This is a genomic window from Chryseobacterium sp. S0630 (assembly GCF_024158915.1).
GTDB lineage: Bacteria > Bacteroidota > Bacteroidia > Flavobacteriales > Weeksellaceae > Chryseobacterium.
The window spans coordinates 73,083-94,744 of record NZ_JAMZGF010000016.1; the positions used below are offsets into that span (position 1 = coordinate 73,083).

The 21,662-nt window shown below is 35.5% G+C and carries 15 protein-coding genes; all 15 read left to right on the forward strand.

The window, feature by feature from the left end; all coding sequences use genetic code 11:
- The 15 genes from NK356_RS09625 (at position 1) to NK356_RS09695 (ending at position 21,425) form a co-directional block, all read left to right on the forward strand.
- A complete protein-coding gene (locus tag NK356_RS09625) occupies positions 1 to 1,284 on the forward strand; it encodes a condensation domain-containing protein (protein WP_253316860.1) in 1,284 nt (427 codons plus the stop codon).
- Complete coding sequence (locus NK356_RS09630; protein WP_253316861.1) at positions 1,281 to 2,534, forward strand: hypothetical protein; 1,254 nt, start codon at positions 1,281 to 1,283, stop codon at positions 2,532 to 2,534. Before NK356_RS09625 ends, NK356_RS09630 begins: the two co-directional genes overlap by 4 nt.
- Positions 2,531 to 3,079: a hypothetical protein gene (locus NK356_RS09635; RefSeq protein ID WP_034696894.1), complete on the forward strand. Its 549-nt coding sequence runs from the start codon at positions 2,531 to 2,533 to the stop codon at positions 3,077 to 3,079. The genes NK356_RS09630 and NK356_RS09635 overlap by 4 nt, the downstream gene beginning before the upstream one ends.
- Before the next feature lie 207 nt (positions 3,080 to 3,286).
- A complete protein-coding gene (locus tag NK356_RS09640; RefSeq protein ID WP_034696893.1) occupies positions 3,287 to 4,117 on the forward strand; it encodes an AraC family transcriptional regulator in 831 nt (276 codons plus the stop codon).
- Positions 4,118 to 4,163: 46 nt separating this feature from the next.
- Positions 4,164 to 4,580, forward strand: a complete 417-nt coding sequence (locus tag NK356_RS09645) for a hypothetical protein (protein ID WP_156106475.1) — start codon at positions 4,164 to 4,166, stop codon at positions 4,578 to 4,580.
- Between the two features lie 314 nt (positions 4,581 to 4,894).
- A complete protein-coding gene (locus tag NK356_RS09650) occupies positions 4,895 to 5,416 on the forward strand; it encodes a hypothetical protein (RefSeq protein WP_253316862.1) in 522 nt (173 codons plus the stop codon).
- Between the two features lie 75 nt (positions 5,417 to 5,491).
- A complete protein-coding gene (locus NK356_RS09655; protein ID WP_253316863.1) occupies positions 5,492 to 6,295 on the forward strand; it encodes a molecular chaperone in 804 nt (267 codons plus the stop codon).
- On the forward strand, positions 6,288 to 7,316 hold the full coding sequence (locus NK356_RS09660) for a hypothetical protein (protein WP_253316864.1): 1,029 nt from the start codon (positions 6,288 to 6,290) through the stop codon (positions 7,314 to 7,316). The genes NK356_RS09655 and NK356_RS09660 overlap by 8 nt, the downstream gene beginning before the upstream one ends.
- A 41-nt stretch (positions 7,317 to 7,357) precedes the next feature.
- Positions 7,358 to 10,114: a hypothetical protein gene (locus NK356_RS09665; protein WP_253316865.1), complete on the forward strand. Its 2,757-nt coding sequence runs from the start codon at positions 7,358 to 7,360 to the stop codon at positions 10,112 to 10,114.
- 152 nt (positions 10,115 to 10,266) lie between these two features.
- Positions 10,267 to 11,826 carry a type I restriction-modification system subunit M gene (locus NK356_RS09670; RefSeq protein ID WP_253316866.1) on the forward strand — a complete coding sequence of 520 codons (1,560 nt, stop codon included), beginning with the start codon at positions 10,267 to 10,269 and terminating at the stop codon, positions 11,824 to 11,826.
- Positions 11,816 to 13,066 carry a restriction endonuclease subunit S gene (locus NK356_RS09675; protein ID WP_253316867.1) on the forward strand — a complete coding sequence of 417 codons (1,251 nt, stop codon included), beginning with the start codon at positions 11,816 to 11,818 and terminating at the stop codon, positions 13,064 to 13,066. Before NK356_RS09670 ends, NK356_RS09675 begins: the two co-directional genes overlap by 11 nt.
- Positions 13,067 to 13,454: 388 nt before the next feature.
- The gene (locus NK356_RS09680) at positions 13,455 to 14,990 is read left to right on the forward strand and encodes a reverse transcriptase/maturase family protein (protein ID WP_253316868.1); all 1,536 of its coding nucleotides are present in this window, start codon (positions 13,455 to 13,457) and stop codon (positions 14,988 to 14,990) included.
- A 30-nt stretch (positions 14,991 to 15,020) separates the two neighbouring features.
- Positions 15,021 to 18,155 carry a type I restriction endonuclease subunit R gene (locus NK356_RS09685; protein ID WP_253316869.1) on the forward strand — a complete coding sequence of 1,045 codons (3,135 nt, stop codon included), beginning with the start codon at positions 15,021 to 15,023 and terminating at the stop codon, positions 18,153 to 18,155.
- A gap of 43 nt (positions 18,156 to 18,198) precedes the next feature.
- Positions 18,199 to 19,959 carry an McrB family protein gene (locus tag NK356_RS09690; protein ID WP_253316870.1) on the forward strand — a complete coding sequence of 587 codons (1,761 nt, stop codon included), beginning with the start codon at positions 18,199 to 18,201 and terminating at the stop codon, positions 19,957 to 19,959.
- Positions 19,959 to 21,425 carry an McrC family protein gene (locus tag NK356_RS09695; protein ID WP_253316871.1) on the forward strand — a complete coding sequence of 489 codons (1,467 nt, stop codon included), beginning with the start codon at positions 19,959 to 19,961 and terminating at the stop codon, positions 21,423 to 21,425. The genes NK356_RS09690 and NK356_RS09695 overlap by 1 nt, the downstream gene beginning before the upstream one ends.
- Positions 21,426 to 21,662 lie beyond the last annotated feature (237 nt).

A 21,662-nucleotide genomic window follows, 5' to 3' on the forward strand; every position in this document is an offset into this window, starting at 1 on the left:
ATGAATCAACCTATAAAAAGAAGATTGCTATTTGGAGAACGTATGCTGTTAGGGGACGGAACAGAACCTTTTAACGCAGTTATTCCGTTCAGACTGAGAGGTACCTTTACATTAAAAGATATCCAGCAGGCCCTGACACAAATCCAAAATAAACACCCATGGCTGAGAGCATTGATCAGCCATGATGAAAAAAATATTCCTTGGTTTAACGTTCCTGAAAAACCTGTTTCTATCCCTGTAAGAATCATCACCAGACAAAGTGAAGATCAGTGGCAGGAAGAATCCAGGAGAGAATGGAATACCACCTTTAACTACGAAAAATTTCCCCTGATCCGCTTTATCTGGATCAAAGGAGAAGACGTTTCTGACATGCTATTTGCGTTCCACCATTGTCTTTGCGATGGTGGTTCTGCAATGGCCTTTTTAAAAGAATTTCTAATCGTACTGGATAATCCGGCTACCGATATCGGTACAGAAAATCCAATATTAGGAATCCAGGATGTGGTTCCATCTCATATTCTGAACAGTCGCAGACAAAAATTGAAAGCCAGATTTATTGGAAGATTGGCTGCTACAGCAATCAAATGGCTTCCGGTAAACAAAAAACCTGTTGAAAGACAGAATGACTATCTGATCCATGGAAAACTGGATGAAGAGACAAGCCAGCAAGTCATCGCTTATTGCAAATCCCAGGAAGTTACCGTTAACACATTTTTGAGTGTAACGCTATTACACGCATTTAGAAAAGTGAGAGGTAAAAAATCTTTCAACAAAGTTTCCTGTCCGGTAGATATCAGGCGTTTCGCCAAGCAGATTAAAGCAGATCACATTTTCGCTTTCGGGCTGATGATTGTGATTTCTTTGGATGAAAAACTAAACTTTACAGAGAATCTTCGTGCCATGCAGAAGTCTGTGGAACAAAAAGCCTCAAAACTGGATCCTTATATCACCATGATGGTGATGGAATCCGGACATGATGCGCTGAAAAGTTTTACAAGGCTGTTAAAGAACGGAAAATCTTCTAATGACTGCATGTTTTCTAATCTGGGACCTCTTCAGATTCCCCATGAATATAAAGAATTCACAGTAGAGACTATCTTCAGTCCATCAGTCATTGGTCCGCTGGGAAATACCACTACCCTTGTGGTTTCTACTTACCGTGGAAGAATGGATTTTTCAATCATGGGAAGCGAAGGTTATTTGCCTTATACTGAAGTAGTAGCCATCCGTGATGAAGTAATGAGAACGATTCATTCACAAATAAAACCAGCAACCGTATCATGATCAAAAGACCTCTAATGATGGTGGAAAGGATCATGTATGTAGATCCTGAAACGCCTTTAAACTGTATTTATACCGCAAGAATTAACGGAGAGATTCCTGAAGAAAATTTTAAAACAGCTTTAATAAGAATCCAGCAGAAGCATCCTATTCTGAGAACTAATATTGATCATAACAAAGGGCGCTACCCCTTTTTTATGGGACAAAGAGATATTGAACCTATTCCCCTTCGCATTGTAGAGCGTAAAACAGACGAAGATTGGTTTAAAGAATCTGAAAAAGGATGGTTTAAACTTTTTGAAACGCCAAAAAAACCACTGGCCGAAGTAGTATGGGTAAAAGGACAAGGTACTTCCGAAATTCTTTGGATTATGCCTCATTGCATTTCAGACGGAACAACCGGAGTTACTTTACTACGTGAACTTCTAAGTTTACTGGACAATCCTTATGGTCCATTAATTCCTTATGTTGCTTTTGAATCTGTAGACGATTTCCTGCCTTCGGATTTTAACACAGGAATAAAAAAATATAAGGCCAGTCTTTATCTGCTCTTCGCTAAAATATTCTTTTCTATCCAACGGAAAAGTAAAAAGAGAAATCAGGGAAAAAACTACGCTATTCACTGGAAAATGACTCCGGAGGACACCAAACTTATTACTGAAAAATGTAAAGCCAACGGTATCTCCGTACATGCTTTGCTGTGTTCTTCGGTGATGCAGGCCTTCCGTGATATTCAGGGAGACCGTGCCAAAGGTAAAGTGATCAGCCCTGTAGATGTGCGCCATTTTATTCCGGAAATTAAAGAAGATCATTTATTTGCGTTTGCACCAACAGTAGAACTTTCTGTGAAAAAGAACAGTAAGAATGTGATGAGCAATGCTAAAGAGATTAAAAAAGATCTTATTGAGAAAATCAGTAAACTGGAAGCCCGGGAACTCTTGTGGATGGGAGAACATATGCACCCTATTGTGGAACGTATGATCAGTATGCTAAAGTCCAGCGAAGGCGGACATGATGTGACCTTATCCAATATGGGAAAGATCAATATACCGAATGATTATAAAAATTTCAACCTGGAAACAGTCTTTAGTCCTACTGTCGCTTTTCCATGGCTGAACTCAAACACTTTAGTAGCCAGCACTTACAACCAACAGATGGACTTCACCTTCATGTCCAATGAAAATTTTCTTCCCAAAGAGGAAGCCCATCAGATAAAAGATAAAGCCATTGAGCTATTGACCACCTCTCTATGAAATTTAAAATAAAACCTCCGAAGCCTAAACCTATAAAGAAAACCACCCTCAAACGCTTTCTCATTAAGCGTACGATTTATTATGTCCTTCCGAATGTATTTTTTAATTTCATTATTGCTTATGCCAGTTTCAAAGAATTAGGCTACACGCATTTTTTCTCAGGAACCCAAAACCTGGCCCGTCTTACCCTGCCAATGGCCATTTTCCTTCCGGTGGTCCTTACCATTGATATCATCAAAAGAGTAACGGATGCCGCCAGTCAGGAGGCGATAGAGTTTACAGTAGATGAACAGTTGAATATTAAAAAACTCATGACCAGGCTCAGCATTGTACACGGTTTGATTACAGGACTATTGGTATTATCCCTGCTCTTTATCGGGCAGTATAATTTCTCAAAAGATTATAAGCTGGACGCAACAGCAATGGCTGTGGTGGTAGGAACATTGGCAGGAATTCTGTCTGTGATTTTTGTATATCTGCCGGTCTGGAGGTTGAGAAGATGGATGTGCAAAGCAACATCAGTACCTGCAGAGGCAAACCCATGATTTTTAAACAAAAGCAGCTATAACACTGTATATCATTTAATTAAAATCAAAAAAAGATAACAATACCCGGATGATCATGATATCACCGGGTATTTTCATGCACAGACTGTCTTAATTTTTTTCTTTAAAACTGGATATTTGGTAAATTTTTTATATTTATATCAAAAATTTGCAAGAATTTTTCTTGGACAGAATGACTAACAATGTATGTACAAAATAACGGATCAGCTAAAAAATATAGGATTCAGTATCAATCGTTTAGATTATCTTATCAACAGAAATAAAAACAAAAGAGAATTCAACACCTTAGAATATTTTTGTATCTATATCATTCTGGAAGATATCCAGTTAACGATAGACAATGTTCCCTACCCACTAAAAGGGGGAAATATTGCCTTTGTTGGACCACAAAAGAAAATCGTTTTTGGAGAAACCAAAAGATCGGATGTGTATTCCATTGCATTTTCATCCAGTTTTTATGAAAGATCAACCAAAGACAGCCTTTTTATCAATTCGCAGCTTTTTTATAATTATAATTCTGAAATATTTATCGCTCCTTTCTTCAATGCAGAACAGATGAGAATGATATTCCTGGAACGTATGGAAAGTTTCCGGAAAAAGGACGAAAGCCTGTATATATCTGCTGCCCATAATGCCATAGAAAGACTGATGCTGGATGCCCTTTTACATATTCCCACCGAAGAAATCAAAAAGGACATCAAATTTGACTATATGTACTATGTCAACCGGTTCAAAATTCTGCTGCAAAGAGATTACAAAAAGGCAAAGAAAGTGGCTTACTATGCGGAAGAGCTTAATATCTCTTCAAGGAAACTTACCGAGATGACAGAGTATGTACTGGGCAAAACAGCCAAGCATATCATCATTGAAAAACTCATTATTGAATGCAGAAAAGCACTGAATTTTTCAAATTCCACCATCTCTGAAATATCTTATGATCTGGGTTTCAGCAATGAAGGAAATTTCACCAATTTTATTAAAAAACATACCGGAAAAAATCCCTCAGAAATGAAATAATTTGTATATTTACATAAGTAACCTTTTGGGGAAAAATACAGGTTATATGCTTGCAAAGTACATTATATTCATTTTGTTCTATTTTGCTATTACAAAATCATTTGCCCAGGCAGCAGACGGTTTAAGGCTTAACGTAAGGCTTTATCCGGTACAGATGCTCGCTATAGGCTCAGGATTTTCGGACGATGGAAACGTGTCTTCCTTCCGGGAGGTTCAGTCTGTAACCATCTCAAGTCCGACAGGGTTTCAGCTGAATGCAAAATATGATGAATATCACGGTACAATCGGTAATTCCGAAAGCAACAGAGAAAAGTTTGAAGAATATCCTCTTATTAACCATTCTAAAGGAGTGGTTCAGGAGCAATATCCTATCCAACATGAGATTGAAAATGCTATGGAAAATTTAAGCGTCAACAGAAGTGACGACGAAAATTTTTTAATAATAACTCTAATTTCTCAGTAAAAAATTAAGCAAGGTCTAAAAAAATAACTATGCACTGAATAACAATCTTGCAATTTATTCATTCCCTATATATTAAGTAAAATTAATGTTTAAGATTAATAAAGCATTCTTTTTACTTTATGGTGATTTTATCAGCATTTAAAAGATACTTTTTATGTAATTACTCATAAAAGGTATTGTTTGGTGCGCGCCTATTTCTTCGTAAAAATTCACAAATAATAAGTATCTTTTCACAAAGGTCCTGATGTTCTTTGTATTTACCTTTGCATCCGCAATTTTAAAAAAAATTAATACAAAAAAACGTCTTTAACCTTATGAAAAATTTTATTTTAGCATCTTTTGCTATCCTTGGATTCTCAACATTACAAGCACAAAGTGTAACGCTAAATGTCAGACTTAAGCCTATCCAGACTCTTGTTGTTAACAACGCTCAAAAAGTCGTTAATTTAGACTACATCACTAAAGATGACTATGCCAATGGTGTATCTTCTGTAAACGCAGATCACTTAAGCATTTACAGCACAGGAGGATTCCAGGTAAAAGTAAGAGGTGGTAACGATGTATTAGAGTATGGAGGTAAAAACATCCAGGCTAACACCATCCAGATTAAAGCAAGCGCAGGTTCTGACACTGTAAACGGTGCTCAATATGCTCAGAATGTACAATTATCAACTAACGAAGCTACTTTGGTAACTTCTTCTACCGGAGGGGTAGACAAAAAAATTAACATTGAATACAAAGGAGCCGGAGATAATAAGTACCTGAACAATTATATTGCCGGACAAGATCCTACAGTATACACTACTGAACTTACGTATACCATTATTTCTCAATAATAGACATCATTTTGTAATGATAAAGTGTTGTACCTACCACAGCACTTTATCAACACTTAAAAACTAATCTCCGTCATGAGCAGACTTTCTCTTCTCCTTTTCAGTCTTCTTTTCCTGTCATCTTTTCACGGATATGCACAAACAGGGGTTTCGGTTTCACCACCAAGACTGTACTTTGAGTCAGGAAACGGAAACAGCAATACCCAGACAATAACGGTAACTAATGTAAGTGCCAAGAATTCTCTGGATCTTGCTGTAAGTTTAGGAGACTGGGAATATGACGGCAAAGGTGAGAATGTAACATATCCCGCCAATACCCTTCCCACTTCCTGTGCAAGTTGGGTTTCGGTCAAAAAAGAAGAGAATTACTTTACTTTGGCTCCGGGAGAAAAAAAAGATATTGAGGTTACCATTACGGTTCCGAATGCGCTTTCCAATCAACTGCCAACTCATACAGCCGTTTTGTATGTCAGCCAGATGAATCCGGTAGATGATGTGGATCATAAAGGTGCCAACATCAAGGTAAGCATCCGCTCAGGAATCAAATTATTCCACAAGCTGCCTGCCGCCAAAACTAAAAAACTTGAAATCCAGAATCTGGTATACGGAAAAACAACCAATACAGTCAACCTCTTTTTTGAAAATCAGGGCGATATATGGGGTGACGGAAAAATATACACTGACTTTGTGAATACCCAAACCGGAAAAAAAGTGTCCCTGGATCCGGTTATCTTTTACTCCATGCCCGGAAACAAAAGAGAGATGAATATCCCTCTTCCGGCAAGCCTTGAAAAAGGAAAGTATACCGCTTCTGTAATGATTGATTATGGAGACAACAACAATCTGGAATTAGGAGAATTAAGTTTCAGCTATGAATAGTAAAAAGTTCTTTTATTTCTTTCTGTTGATTTCCCTGAACTGCTTCTCACAGGTCAATTACAACTCATGGGTGAACAGTTATCTGCAGATTAATTCTTACAGCGGAAATACCAATCCTGATGCTTATACATTTACCCTGGCTGGTAATGGAGCGTTTAATATTCCTTACTGGAAAATATCCATGAAGCTGAAACAGCCTGTCACATCTACTGACGGAAATTATACGATGCCTGCCAACAAAATATCATTTCAGCCCGTTTCCACTTCAGGACAGGCCTATCCGGGACCCGTACCCACGATTCCTCAGATCGGAATGCCACTGAATACTTTTCTTCAGGCAAACCAGGAAGTCTTTTTAATTCCTCAATCCAATGCAGCGTTGTACAATCAGCCGCCACAGCCCAACGGCTACTATAACCTACAGGTAAAATACAGCCTGACCGTTATGGGAGGATCTTATCTGGGGAGCTACCCTTCCTGGACCAGATTTAATGCTCCTGTACAGTTTACAGCGTATGATCAATACAACAATATTATTGGCAGAGGAGATCACATTTTTCAGTTCCATATCGGGCCACTCAGCGGAAGTCCGACAGATGTACCCGAAATGTCGCTTCAATTTTCCGCAAAAGCGGTCAACGGATCACTGGAATTTAAAAGTATGTCAGATTATGTCAACGGAGTAAGTGTCACTTATTCCAATGGACTGATTGTAAAAAGCAATACCAATTATCAGATCAAATTACGTTCTCTTCAGGGGCAGTTCAGCTCTCCAGCCGGAAACTACATTCCTTTAGGAACCGTAAAAATGAATCTCATCCCCGTTTCAGGAAACAATGGGAATGTATATCCTATCCTGCTGAGTGCTTCTCCGCAGCTTATCGCGACAGGAGGCTCAACCGGAAGTTCCAGCCTGTATTATGATATCCGATATTCCACCAAAGCCAATGATGAAAGACTGATTAATGCCAAATCGGAAGAATATTCCACCACCCTTCAATACGAGATTATCCCCCAATAACCATGCTTCAAGACCTGTTCAAAAAAATCTTTTTCATTTTTTTGATTTCGTTTCAGATATGGATTCCGGCACAAAGCAGTTCCGGGGTAAGTCTTGATATCCGTAATGAATCCAGAACAGATAAAACAGGGATTCTGGATCTGATCATCGTCCTTGACAATCAAAGCACCAATGATTTTAAAGGAAAAGTAAACATTACAATTCCTCAAGGTTTCAGAAATATTTCAGGCAACAGTCTTCAGGTCGAAATGAAATCCGGGGAGCATCTTTTCCTTCCGGTAAAGATCGTGGTCAGCAATAATGCCGTTTCAGGAGAATCCCGTCTGGGTTTCCGTCTTTCGGACCAGCAGAATAAAACAATGGCGGAAAAAGAAATACCATACACCGTCACTGAAAATAATGCCATGCGCATCACGGCAGAAAACCCACTGATCTATGTGAATAAAGCCACCGATTCAGTAGAAGTAAGGGCAAGGGTTTCCAATCTTGGGAACAGAAAGCAGTATGTAACGGTTGTATTTAAAATTCCGGAAGCTGAGCAGGGAAATGCTTTTATAGAGAAAAAAGGAAGTATGGGTGTACAGAAAGATTCAGTCTTTGTGTTCCGGTTTCTGCCTTCCAGAATCAGATCCCGAAGCACTCAGATTTCCGTCAATATCGCAGGTTTCAGAGAGCCGGACAGAGAAATATTCGGCAACACCAGTGTTTCTATCCAGAATGTCTCTTCGGTACAGCGTTATGAGGATATGGAATCCACAGCATTTTTCAACTTTACCAAGAACACCATCACGGCAAGCTACAGACATGCCGGAGAAAACCTGGAGATGTATCAATTGGTAGGTTCCGGAGGTTTCAACCTTCCTTCAGGATATATTTTCATCCGGGGGAATATCTATACCATGACGAATCAGAGCGATCCTATTGTCAATAATACCTATCTGACCTATCACAGGGAAAACAGTGAATTCACGATCGGAAATATCAATAAATTACTGGAACTTTCCATGTTCGGAAGAGGGTTGGAATATGCCTACACATCTCCGGATAAAGACAAAAAAATTGAAGCAGGTTTCGTAGACCAGACCTACAGCCTGATCGAAAGAAATTCTTTTCTGAAATATGGTTATGGATTTTATACCCGGGGAACTCTTGGCGCTCAAAACGCTTCCCGAAATATCTCCGGAACTTATATTTTCAGGGATGATCCTTACGAAAAAGCCAGACATCATGTAGCCGGAACAGATCTTCAGTATGCTTTCGGTAAAGACTGGAAAACGAATACCAAAGTGTATGGCGGACTGAGTTTCTACGAAAACAACCAGCCCTCCAAGCCTTCATTAGCTTTGGAATCCCAATATTCAGGAATGATTAAAAAGGTCAATCTGAACGGAAACTATTTCTACAGCACAGATTATTATCCCGGAAACAGAAGAGGAATTTTGCAGATTCAGCAGAATTTCTCTACCATGATTTTCAAAGACCATTATGTGTATGCCAACATTGTGGCTTCGCATTTTTCGCCTAAGTTCTACTTTTACGACAACACCCTGAATTCAAGCAATATAAGACTGGATACGGGAATCAATTTCCCAAAAAAAGGGAATTTCGGGATGGGACTCGGATATCAGTATCAGGAAGAAAACTCCAACTCTTATAATAATTTCTTCAATGCCCAGCCTTATGAGAACACGAAACAGCTGAAAGCACAACGTTTTACAGAATATCTTACCTGGCTGAGTCCTGATAAGCAACACACCTCCATCTTAAGCATGGAAACAGGATTGGCACAATATCCGGACAACGACAAACAGCAGTTCCAGATGAAAGTAAGCGGAACTTACAGCTACAAATGGCTGACCGTGAACGGGATCTATCAGCATGGAAGCTATTTCCTTTCCGAATATGCTTTTTCAAAAATGATGAACCAAAGCACTCCCTACGAAAAGCTTTCCCTTTCTGCTTTTGTGAATAAAAATTTCTTCAACCGTCAGCTGAATGTCACTTCAGGTGTTTCTTATACTGATGATGTTCTGTATGGAAAATCGCCTTCCGGTTTTTTGAACCTGAAATATTCAAGAGAAAAATATGCCCTGTACCTGAACTCTTCCTACTTCAGCTATACTGCAGGAAGTTTCACCAATAATCTGTTGACCGTGGAAGCCGGTGTAACCGTCAACCTTAGAAACAGCACCCTGGATCCGGGTAAAAAAGGTGATATCAAAGCATTTGTCTATTATGACCTGAACGAAAATAGTATCTATGATGAAGGCGACAAAGAAGCGGCAGGCTATCTCATTATGCTCAACAATATTTCATTTAAAACCGATCCGTCAGGTTCTATCAGCTACCGTTCTATCCCTTATGGAAAGTATGCCCTGAAACAGGTGATCCAGCAAGGCTGGTATTATGATGAAACCGAATTTACCGTAGACAAGCACCACTACTCTTTTGAGATCCCTCTTCATCAAAACGGAACTACCCAGGGAAAGATAACCTATGATTTTGACACCAAAACCGCAGTAGATTTCACGCCCAAAGTAGGAGGTATTCTTTTCAATATTTACCGCAACGAACAGTTAGTACATCATATCATCACCGATGACAACGGGGAATTTGCCTCCTTCCTGCCCTCCGGAAATTACAGGATTGAATTGAACAAAAACTCTCTGCCTTCCAACACCTATTGCGAACGCTCTACTGATACTTTCAAAGTAGAAGCCGGGAAAATAGTACAACTTGAGCCTTTTGTGATTAAGGTAAGGGAGAAGGTGATTAGGGTGAAGAAGTTTGGGGGTTAAAAAATAATATTTGAAGATTAGCCATTCAATCCTCTATTTCTATCTATAAACACAGTAACTTATGGTTTACCGTAATCTTTTTTCTCTTGTTTTATTTTTCTTTGCATTTTAATATCATTATTTTTACGGCAAATACTATTTTTCTTTCAATAATGGCTAAAAAAGTCCAGACAAAATCCACTGAAGAAATTCTGTGGGACTCTGCAAATAAATTACGTGGTTCTGTGGAACCATCAGAATATAAACACGTCGTTCTAAGTTTGATATTTCTCAAATTTGCGAATGATAAATTTTTAAGAAGAAGACAAGGGCTTATCAACGAGCACAAAGACGCATTTCTTGAAATTCCAGAATTCTATCAGGCTGAAAATATCTTTTATCTACCGGAAGAATCACGATGGACATACATTATAGAAAATGCTAAACAGGAAGACATTACTTTAAAAGTAGATTCTGCACTGAAAACAATAGAGCGCACCAATAAATCTTTAGAAGGAGCCTTACCAGATAATTATTTTTCCCGTCTTGGATTGGATCAGTCTAAATTCTCTGCTCTATTAGATAGCATCAACAATATTGACACCTTGAAAGATGAAGCCCATGATATTGTAGGGCGTGTCTATGAATATTTCTTAAGTAAATTTGCTATCGCAGAAGGCAAAGGAAAAGGAGAATTCTATACTCCAAAATCTATTGTTAATCTGCTTGCAGAAATGATAGAGCCTTACAAAGGGAAAATCTATGATCCATCTTGTGGCTCTGGTGGTATGTTTGTACAATCTCTTAAATTTATTGAAAAGCATAAAGGAAACAAAAAGGATGTTTCTATTTATGGACAAGAATTAACTAACACGACCTATAAACTGGCTAAAATGAACTTAGCTATCCGTGGTATTGCGTCTAATCTTGGAAGTAAGGCTGCAGATACCTTTGCAGATGACCAGCATAAAGATCTGAAAGCCGATTACATTATGGCCAACCCACCTTTTAATTTAAAGGATTGGCGAGCCGAAAATGAATTGACGGATGACCAGCGATGGGCAGGCTATGAAGTACCTCCAAAATCCAATGCCAATTACGGATGGATTTTGAATATGATCTCCAAACTATCTCAGAATGGTGTTGCCGGGTTTATTTTGGCAAATGGTGCTTTATCTGGTGGTGGTGAAGAATATAAAATCAGAAAACAGATTATTGAAAATGATTTGGTAGAAGCTATTGTCATTCTACCAAGAGCGATGTTTTATTCTACAGACATTTCTGTGACTTTATGGATTTTGAATCGTAACAAAAAAGAAAGAACTCTGCACGTAAATGATGGTACTAAAAACTATCGCAGCCGTGAAAACGAGGTTCTTTTTATGGATCTTCGTCAAAAGGGAGAACCTTTTGAAAAGAAATTCATCCAGTTTGGCGAAGAAGAAATAACAACAATTGCTGGGCACTATCATAATTGGCAGCAGATTGATTGGGAAGAAACGTATCAAAATATTCCTGAATACTCTTATAGTGCAACTTTAGAAGAAATTCGTAAAAAAGATTACTCATTAGTACCAAGCAAATATATTGAGTTTGTAAACCGTGATGAAAGCCTGGATTATGATGAACAGATGCAAATTTTGCAGACTGATTTGAAAGATTTGTTTCAGCAGGAAAGTCAGTTGAAGGAAGAGGTTTCCAATGTTTTTAAAACTTTGGGCTATGAGTTATAAAAGATTAGGAAATTACATTACATTAATAGATAATAGAAATAGAGACTTATCGGATTATCCATTATTAGGAGTTTCTGTACAAAAACGTTTTATACCTTCCATAGCTAATATTATTGGGTCAGATATGTCAAAGTATAAAATTATTGAGAAAAATAACTTTACATATATAGCAGATACATCGAGAAGAGGGGATAAAATAGGTATAGCACTACTAAAAGAATTTGAAAAAGCGATAGTTTCTCAGGCTTACACGAGCTTTAAAATTATTGATGAAAATGAATTGTCTCCAGATTATTTAATGATGTGGTTTTCACGACCTGAATTTGATCGTTATGCAAGATATCATTCAATAGGTAGTGTTAGGGAAGTTTTTGACTGGAAAGATATGTGTGACGTTGAATTACCTATCCCTTCTATTGAAGAACAAAATGAAATTGTTGCTCAATATCAAAGTATAGAGAACAAAATAAAAGTTAATGAGCAAATTTGTGAAAAACTAGAAGCTACTGCACAGGCTTTGTATAAACATTGGTTTGTGGATTTTGAATTTCCTGATGAAAATGGAAAACCATATAAATCTTCTGGTGGTAAAATGGTTTGGAATGAAGAGCTTGGAAAGGAAATTCCTGAGGGTTGGGGTACAGACCTTTTAAAAAATTATTGCTCTATTAAAGGTGGTAAGAGATTACCTAAAGATAATGAATTAAATAATTACCAAGAAGGAAGGCCATACATAAGAGTTGCTGACATGAATAAAAATAAATTTATAGCATTGAATTCTAAATTTCAGTATATAAATGATGAAATACAAAAATTTATTTCAAAATATATTGTTGCAAAAGATAATGTATTAATTTCAATTGTTGGAACTATTGGATTAGTAAATATTATACATAAGTCCTTACATCAAGCCAATCTAACAGAAAATTGCTTTAAATTAACTAATTTTAAAATAATTAACTCAGATTATTTATATCATTTCTTAACTTCAAACGATGGTCAAAGAGAAATTGAGATGAAAACAGTAGGTGGTGTTCAAGCTAAGCTACCCATGTATAATGTAGAATTATTGGATCTTATGATTCCTTCAGAAAATATTTTAAAACACTTCAAAGCCATTTGTATCAAATTGAATGACCTTTTACTAAATAAAAAACTAGAACTAGATAGACTCACACAACTACAAAGCTTGTTGTTGTCGCAGTTATCAGTTGGAGGGAAAGTGGAAAATGTATTATGAGAAAATAAGAAAAGTATAATAAAAACTATGGAGTAGTGAAGAACCGAAGTAGACGTATTAGGGCAAAAGGCGAAAGTCTACCTAACTTGAAAAACGGTTAGAGTCTGTAAATTTCATATAGACAAATAACTAAGAGAATATCTTGGGAAACTTGTCCGAAGAGACCTATCTGAATCAATTTCAGTGAGGTTGGAATCATACCAGAGATGAATGTTATCAATTTGTTCATACTATTTGAATTTAGTTGTAAATATACGTCAATTATTTAGCTACCCAGCGTATAGTCGGAGCGATGAGCAATCATCGAGAGAGCATGTCTACTTCAGGGAAATGTGTAATTTCCTAAAGGATTGCTTCGCACTGGGTCTTCGCTACTCCTTTTATAATCATGGAAATAAAAGATTGGTTTAAAATTAAGAGATATCCTCATATAGGTTTTCCTATAGAGAGCAGAATGCGATTGCAATGGATTGAAAAATATATCACTAATCCTGACCAAGTGGCTAAACATGGTTTTTTACCCTTCATTCATAAAACTAATTATCAGAGAAAGTTTAGAAAAAAATATGACGAAAATACGGGAAAGAAAATAGTGTTTTATGAAGATGAAAAGTTAATTTCCAGATATAAAAAAGAAAAGAAAAGAGAAATATTCTATGCAAGTCACATCGATGCATTAATTTATAGCTATTATGCTACAATACTTAATGTAGAATATGAAAAATGTATTGAAAAACATAATATTGGAGAAGTAATTAATGCTTATCGATCGATTCCTTTAAATCCTACAGATCCTAATTCAAGTAATAAATGTAATGTCGATTTCGCTAATGATGTATTTAAATACATACTGGATTATAATCAAACAGAGTTTTCAGTAATAGCATTTGATATTTCCAGTTTCTTTGACAATTTAGATCATAAGTTATTAAGAGATATTTGGATGGAAGTTTTAGATGTAAAATCACTTCCACCAGATCATTTTAATATTTATAAAAATATTACAAGATTTTCTTTTATTGATCTTGTAGATATCTTTAATCTTTTTCAGAATCAAATTTTCACACGACGAAAAAATAAAGATGGTACTAATCTGCCAATAAAAAGGCGTAAAGTAGCAAAAATTAAATTTTTAAAAAGTCAAAATGCCATTGCTTTTTGTACAAAAAAAGAGTTTTATGCCAATAAGGGAAAACTACTTAAACCCTCAAAAACTTTTAAAAATAAAGATGGAAGCATAACTTATAAAAACTTTGGCATTCCCCAAGGTTCTCCTATTAGTGCTACTTTAGCAAACATGTATTTATTACACTTTGATAAAATCATTAATGATGTAATATGTAAGTTTGGAGGAATCTACCGTCGTTATTCTGATGATATGGTTGTAATATGCCCTCTCAACAAAAAAACAGAAATTTCTGAATTGGTCTATACCGAGATTGAAAAATATAAATTAGAAATTCAAAGAGAAAAAACACAAATCTTTAGATTCAAAAAGGAAAATGACAGATTGATCTGTGGTCAAGAATTTATTAAGCAAATTAATTGGGATAAAAACTTTATTTATTTAGGATTTGAATTTGATGGAAAATATACTACAATTAAGTCTGGAAGCATTTCCAACTATTATAGAAAAATGAAAAGAAGCATCCGGCGGGCAAAGCACTACTCTTCTAAAAAAGGAAAATTCAAAAATGAAATATTTAAAAGAAGATTGTATAAAATGTTTACCTATAAAGGAGCAAAAAGATTTAAAAAATATAAATGGGATAACAGTCAAAATAAATTTATTAAATCGGAAGATTATAACTGGGGAAATTTTTTATCTTATGTCTATAAATCTTCAAAAGTAATGGTAAATAATAAAATAAAAGGACAAATTAAAAACCATTGGAAGGTTTTCCATGACGAATTAAATTCGTAAAAATAATTTTATTACATTTAAGCTAATATCATGAAATACACCGAATCTCAACTAGAAAAATCATTCATTCACTTACTTCAAGAAGAAGGTTATGAACATGTGAATGGTAAAAAATTATTTCGGACCTCTAATCAAGAAGTATTAATTAGAGAAGATCTAAGTGATTTTCTAATGCAGCAATATCCAGATCTGGAAGCTATAGAATTGGAAACCATTATTAATGAAATAGCCTATCAACCTGCATCTAATCTATATGAAAGTAATAAGCATATTGGAAAGCTTTTAGCAGACGGATGGATTTTCAAAAGAAATAATCCTGCTAAAAAAGATCTGCACATTCGTTACATTGATATTGATGAAAACAGTCTTTTACAAACCAGCCGTTTTAAAATTGTCAATCAACTAGAAATTCAGGGGAAGGAACTTCGTATTCCGGATTTGATTCTTTATATTAATGGTATCCCAGTAGTTATTTTTGAATTTAAAACAGCAATCGAAGAAGAGATAACAATATACGATGCATACAAACAATTGAGTATACGATACCGGAGAGACATTCCGGAACTGATGAAATACAATGCATTTTGCATCATTAGTGATGGTGTGAATAATAAAGCTGGTTCTTTGTTTGCTCCTTATGATTTCTTCTATGGCTGGCATAAAATTACCGGAGAAGAAAAGAAAGCTTTAACAGGGATTCATACTGTAACGTCTATCGTTTATGGAATGCTTAATAAACAAAGGCTTTGTGATATTCTACATCATTTTATTCTGTTTCCTGACACTTCTAAAAAAGAAGACAAAATACTTTGTCGTTATCCTCAATATTATGCTGCAAACAAACTTTTTGATAATATATTAAAGCACCGTAAACCTGAAGGTGATGGTAAAGGTGGAACCTATTTTGGAGCTACAGGATGTGGAAAAAGTTTCACCATGCTATTCTTGTCCAGATTACTGATGCGTTCGACAAAATTTTCGAGTCCAACGATCATTATTATTTCAGACCGTACCGATCTTGATGATCAACTTTCCAGAGATTTCACCAACGCCAAAGACTTCATTGGAGATGAAAATATTATCAATATAGAATCCAGAGAAGATCTGAGAACAAGACTAAAAGGGAGAGAAAGCGGGGGCGTTTTTTTGACAACTGTTCAAAAATTTGCAGAAGATGATAAAATTCTGTCTGACAGAAATAATATTATCTGTATCTCAGATGAGGCCCATCGCTCACAGGTCAATCTTGATCTGAAAATTCGTATTGATGAAGAAAAAGGAGTTAAGAAATCTTACGGTTTTGCAAAATATCTGCATGATTCTTTACCCAATGCAACCTATGTTGGATTTACTGGAACACATATTGATAAAACACTTGACGTTTTCGGTGAAATAGTAGATTCTTACACAATGTTAGAGTCAGTTGCAGATGAAATTACAGTAAGATTGGTGTATGAAGGTCGTGCTGCCAGAGTGAATCTCGATCATTCTAAAGTAGTCGAGATTGAAAAATATTATGACAATGCAGTTGCTGAAGGAGCTTCCGAATATCATGTTGAAGCCAGCCAGAAAGCTATTGCTAAAATGGAATCTGTATTAGGAGACCCTGACCGCATCAAAGCTATTGCACAAGATTTTATTCAGCATTATGAAAGCCGTGTAGCAGAAAAAGCTACTGTTGCTGGCAAGGTCATGTTTGTATGTGCATCTCGTGAAATTGCCTATAAACTGTTTTTAGAAATTATTGCACTTCGTCCGGAATGGAATGAAATTAAAATTGCAGATCATCTTACCGAAAAAGAACAGAAAGAAATAAAGCCTATTGAATGTATCAAAATGGTTATGACCAGAAACAAAGATGATCATGAATCTCTTTGGAACCTTTTGGGAACGAAAGATGACCGCAAGGAGCTGGATCGCCAATTTAAACAAATCTATTCCAATTTTAAGATAGCTATTGTGGTAGACATGTGGCTGACGGGATTTGATGTCCCTTTTCTTGATACAATCTATATTGATAAGCCGCTGCAAACCCATAATTTGATACAAACTATTTCACGTGTAAACAGAAAGTTTGAAGGAAAAGAAAAAGGTTTGGTAGTAGATTATATAGGAATTAAAAAAAATCTGAATCACGCTTTGGGATTATTCAATAATCAAACCGCCACTGATGATTTTGAGGATTTGGATAAAGCCGTGATTATTGTAAAAGATCAGCTTGAGTTATTACGACAGTTTTTCTACCAGTTTGACACCACAGATTATTTTACAGGTTCACCTGTAGAACAGTTACAATGTTTAAACAGAGCATCAGAACTGGTTTTACAAACGGAAAAATCTGAACAGTTTTTTGTAGAGGTAACCAAAAAATTAAAAGCAGCATATAATCTGACCTGTGGTTCTGAAATATTCAACAGCAACCAAATAGATGAAATACACTTCTATTTTGCTATCAAATCTATAGTAGTAAAACTAACCAAAGGTGAGGCACCAGACACTGCACAGATGAATGCTAAAGTGAGCAAAATGGTAGAAGATGCTATTGTTTCGGAAGGTGTTGAAGAAATTTTTAAGCTGGATGATAATAAGGCAAATGCTATTGATCTGTTCAATGATAAATTTCTTGAAAAAATTAATAATCTTGAATTACCGAATACCAAAATTAAAATTTTAGAGCGCCTTTTAAAGCAGACAATTTCAGATTTCAAAAAAGTAAATAAAGTAAAAGGAATTGAGTTTTCTGAGCGCCTACAAAGTATAGTCAACCGTTATAACGAAAGAAGCGAACTTGACATTCTGGACTATAATGATATTCGAGAAAGTACATCAGAACAAATCCTTGATCTGATTCTAAATCTTCGTACCGAAATGGCTTCTTATCAGGATTTAGGAATCGACTACGAAGAAAAAGCCTTTTATGATATACTAGATTCAATTTGTAAACAATATGGATTTGAATTCGAAAAAGCTAAAATGCTGGAATTGGCTCAGGAAATAAAAAAGATTGTAGATAATACAACAGAATACCCTGATTGGAGTGATAGAGAAGACATCAAAGCAAAACTAAAAATGGATATTATTGTGAAACTTCATGAATATGGGTATCCACCGATTACACAAGATGATGTTTACAAAAATGTACTGGAACAGGCAGAAAATTTTTAAAAAAATAGGTAACGAACAACCTTAGAAACTAATAAATATTACTATGGAGCTAATTACAAGAGAGGACTTGAACATGATCACTTCTTCTGGAGGAGAGGAAGTAAACAACGATGATCATAACAAACTAAAAATTGTTTATGCCAAACTAAAACATATATGCAGTCTTCTTGAAGCAAAAGGTTACACTTTTGAAATAAGACAAGATCCTAGAAGACAAGCTGGTCCTGGAAAATTCGTATTTCAGGATTATCAATGGGCTAAAATATATCCCAAAGAGTACTATGAATATGCACGTGACAAATTTGCTTATATTGTTGGATTTTCTGACACTGTGCATTTTCATTTAATGGGTATTAAAGAATATCAACATATGGTTCCTTCAACAAATGCCAGTAAATCGTGCTGGACAGAAATAGCTTTCGAAGGTAAAAACTATGACAATATAGTTAATGAATTTTTAGATTTTGACAACCGTTTTAGAAACCTTTTTATTAAAACAGGTGCAGATCTAGGCATAAATGATTTTACAAAAATACTATTACAAATGAAAAATGAAAAAATAAAAGATCTGTTGTTGTATAAAAAGCAGATCATTCTACAAGGTCCTCCGGGAACAGGAAAAACCAGACAGGCAAAGGAACTAGCTATTCAATTACTGGGATTACCTTCAACCGAAGAATTAAAAGACAATCCACAATTTAAAATTATCCAGTTTCACCCAAGTTATACCTATGAAGATTTTGTAAGAGGTATTGTTTCTCAACCTAATGAAGACGGAGACGGAATACTTTTCAAAGCTGAGAACAGAGTGTTAGCTGATATGGCCCACGTAGCATTACAAAATTACAAGGCATCACAAAATACACCGGATACAATAATCTCAAAAGATACTTTTGAGATATTCATTGAAAAAGTAAAAGATGAAATGGCAGAAAACGAACTGCATCAATATCCGATTACCAATTCTGTGTATTTGTTTTCTGCAGATGAAACCAAATTCAAATATAAAGGAGATAATTGGGATGCTCATAAAAACGGCTTAAATATGAAGTTTTCAGAATTGAAACTTATTATTGAATACGGAGCAAAAGAAAGACAGGACATTAAAAAAATGTCTGATGTTGAAGAAAAAACCAGGCAACATGCAACCTATTTTATGAAGGTTGTTGAAAAGTACTATGAATTTGAAAAAAACTATCAACCTGAAACAATTTGGGCTGAAAAAGTTCAGTTAAAAAATTATGTACTTGTTATTGATGAAATTAACCGGGCCAATCTATCTTCCGTTTTAGGTGAGTTGATCTATGCTCTGGAATACCGAGGAAAAGCCGTTGAAAGTATGTATGCTCTTGAAGATGCAACCAATGAAAGTAAAAATAAATTAATCCTTCCTCCCAACCTTTACATCATCGGCACTATGAATACCGCAGACCGCAGTGTAGGTCATATTGATTATGCGATACGAAGACGCTTTGCTTTTGTTGATGTGTTACCTGAACCTCTGGAGGATGACGAGCATATTCATTTTAATAATGAAGGTTTCAAAAAAGTTTCGGAGTTATTCAAAAATGGAAATGTAAGTGGTGAATTTGATGCGAAGGACGTTCAGTTGGGGCATAGTTATTTTATTGCCAAAAAAGAAGATATCGAGGATGGTCAGACAAAGGAGGAAATTTTCAGAATAAAAATGAATTATGAAGTAGTTCCTATTCTTCTTGAGTATGTGAAAGATGGTGTTCTTATCGGAAGCCATGACGGAAAAGATATTAAAGACTATATCAATACCTTGAAAATAAATAATTAATGGGAATTTTACTTTCGGAACATAAAAGTTTTCTGATCAAACGAGTTACTACTGAAGAGTCTTTTACCAATATAGCAGACGAACTGCTACATCTTGATGACGACTCTTTTCAGCTGTTTGCGGCTTTGGAAAGTAAAAAGTTCAACCATCAGTCTTATTCTTTTTCGGTGGTAAAAAGAGAAAATCATTGTGAGATTAAGGCAGATTATTTTGTAGGTATTGACTGGCTGGGAAATACCGGCAGAACCATTTATGTAGAACCCAAGATCAATGCTGGTTTGTCGCAGTACTTCCGGAACTGCCTCAATGAAGAAGAAAATTCTGTTCCTCTCCCTGAAACATATGATAGTAAGGAAAAGATAGAGACTAAAGAAGTCAATTATCTTAAAATTCTTTTGGATGTCATGGCTTTGCCACAAACCGCACACTATTCAAAAGATGTTATCCAAATAGACTGGGATGCAAAATATATTGAAATAGATCATAAAGATGATCGTTTGACCCCTTTTCTTATTATACAGTTTTTACAGCATTTGAAAATAATTGTAAGAAAAGGATTGAAAAAGGCATATTATAAAGTCCAGGAAAATCTTAATAGTAGAGTAAAGGGCAAAGTATTAATAGGTCCGCATATAAAGAAGAATGTTTTTAAAAATAAACCTACCTCTGCTTTTTGTGAATTTCAGGTTTTTGGTGAAGATTATTTTGAAAACAGGTTTCTAAAGAAAGTATTGGTGTTTGCAACCAGCTATATTGAGAACAATCCTTCACTATTTTCTTCCAATATAGAATCTGTTCAACATATTTTAAATTATTGCAAGCCAGCATTTGAACATATCAGTACCGATGTTGATGGACTTCAATTAAAACATAGTAAAAAAAATGCGTTCTTCAATGAATATGGAGAGGCTTTACGAATAGGACAGTTTATTCTGAAACGGTTCTCGTATACGATTACGAAAACGACGCAGAAAAAAATAAAAACACCACCATTCTGGATTGATATGCCCAGACTGTTTGAGCTTTATTTTTATTATCAATTGATCAAAGCTAATCCTGAAGATGCTCATCATATTCATTATCAATTCAAAACCTACGGAAATCATCTGGATTTTCTGATCAGTAAACCAGGCTATGAAATGGTCATTGATACTAAGTATAAATTAAAATATACTAAAAGTCATATCCACAAAGACATCCGCCAGGTTTCAGGATACTCCCGTTTAAAGAAGGTTATCAACGAAATGAAAAGTAAAAATAAAGATTGGAAAGAAGATCAGATATTGGATTGTCTGATTATTTACCCTCATCTTCACCAGCCTGATAATGAGAATTCTAATAATCCTCCCTCATTATTGCATAACTTTTCAATTGAAAACATAAAAAGACAGTTTGATAATGCTGATAATCAAATCACTGCTTATCATAAAATTTTTAAACTGGGAATAAATTTACCGGTAAGCTAATAAAGAAGCTTAATGACAATGAAGGTGTAAAATAATGTGAATACATTTAGATTCCTACGGAATGACAAGGTGGGTGTTTCTGTGTGCGTGCATAGCCACTTACTTGCTTCAGACATAATACAAACTATTCACTTAGACTATCCACTCTGTTTGTCATTCTGTAGGAATCCAGACACAGAAAGCTTGTGATAATGAATGAGGATAAAATAAGAGTTTAGATTCCTGCGGAATGACAAG

Bases quoted from the DNA above. Each gene is read 5' to 3' on its own strand.
- NK356_RS09625 (WP_253316860.1), top strand. From the start codon at position 1: ATGAATCAACCTATAAAAAGAAGATTGCTATTTGGAGAACGTATGCTG.
- NK356_RS09630 (WP_253316861.1), top strand. From the start codon at position 1,281: ATGATCAAAAGACCTCTAATGATGGTGGAAAGGATCATGTATGTAGAT.
- NK356_RS09635 (WP_034696894.1), top strand. From the start codon at position 2,531: ATGAAATTTAAAATAAAACCTCCGAAGCCTAAACCTATAAAGAAAACC.
- NK356_RS09640 (WP_034696893.1), top strand. From the start codon at position 3,287: ATGTACAAAATAACGGATCAGCTAAAAAATATAGGATTCAGTATCAAT.
- NK356_RS09645 (WP_156106475.1), top strand. From the start codon at position 4,164: ATGCTTGCAAAGTACATTATATTCATTTTGTTCTATTTTGCTATTACA.
- NK356_RS09650 (WP_253316862.1), top strand. From the start codon at position 4,895: ATGAAAAATTTTATTTTAGCATCTTTTGCTATCCTTGGATTCTCAACA.
- NK356_RS09655 (WP_253316863.1), top strand. From the start codon at position 5,492: ATGAGCAGACTTTCTCTTCTCCTTTTCAGTCTTCTTTTCCTGTCATCT.
- NK356_RS09660 (WP_253316864.1), top strand. From the start codon at position 6,288: ATGAATAGTAAAAAGTTCTTTTATTTCTTTCTGTTGATTTCCCTGAAC.
- NK356_RS09670 (WP_253316866.1), top strand. From the start codon at position 10,267: ATGGCTAAAAAAGTCCAGACAAAATCCACTGAAGAAATTCTGTGGGAC.
- NK356_RS09675 (WP_253316867.1), top strand. From the start codon at position 11,816: ATGAGTTATAAAAGATTAGGAAATTACATTACATTAATAGATAATAGA.
- NK356_RS09680 (WP_253316868.1), top strand. From the start codon at position 13,455: ATGGAAATAAAAGATTGGTTTAAAATTAAGAGATATCCTCATATAGGT.
- NK356_RS09685 (WP_253316869.1), top strand. From the start codon at position 15,021: ATGAAATACACCGAATCTCAACTAGAAAAATCATTCATTCACTTACTT.
- NK356_RS09690 (WP_253316870.1), top strand. From the start codon at position 18,199: ATGGAGCTAATTACAAGAGAGGACTTGAACATGATCACTTCTTCTGGA.
- NK356_RS09695 (WP_253316871.1), top strand. From the start codon at position 19,959: ATGGGAATTTTACTTTCGGAACATAAAAGTTTTCTGATCAAACGAGTT.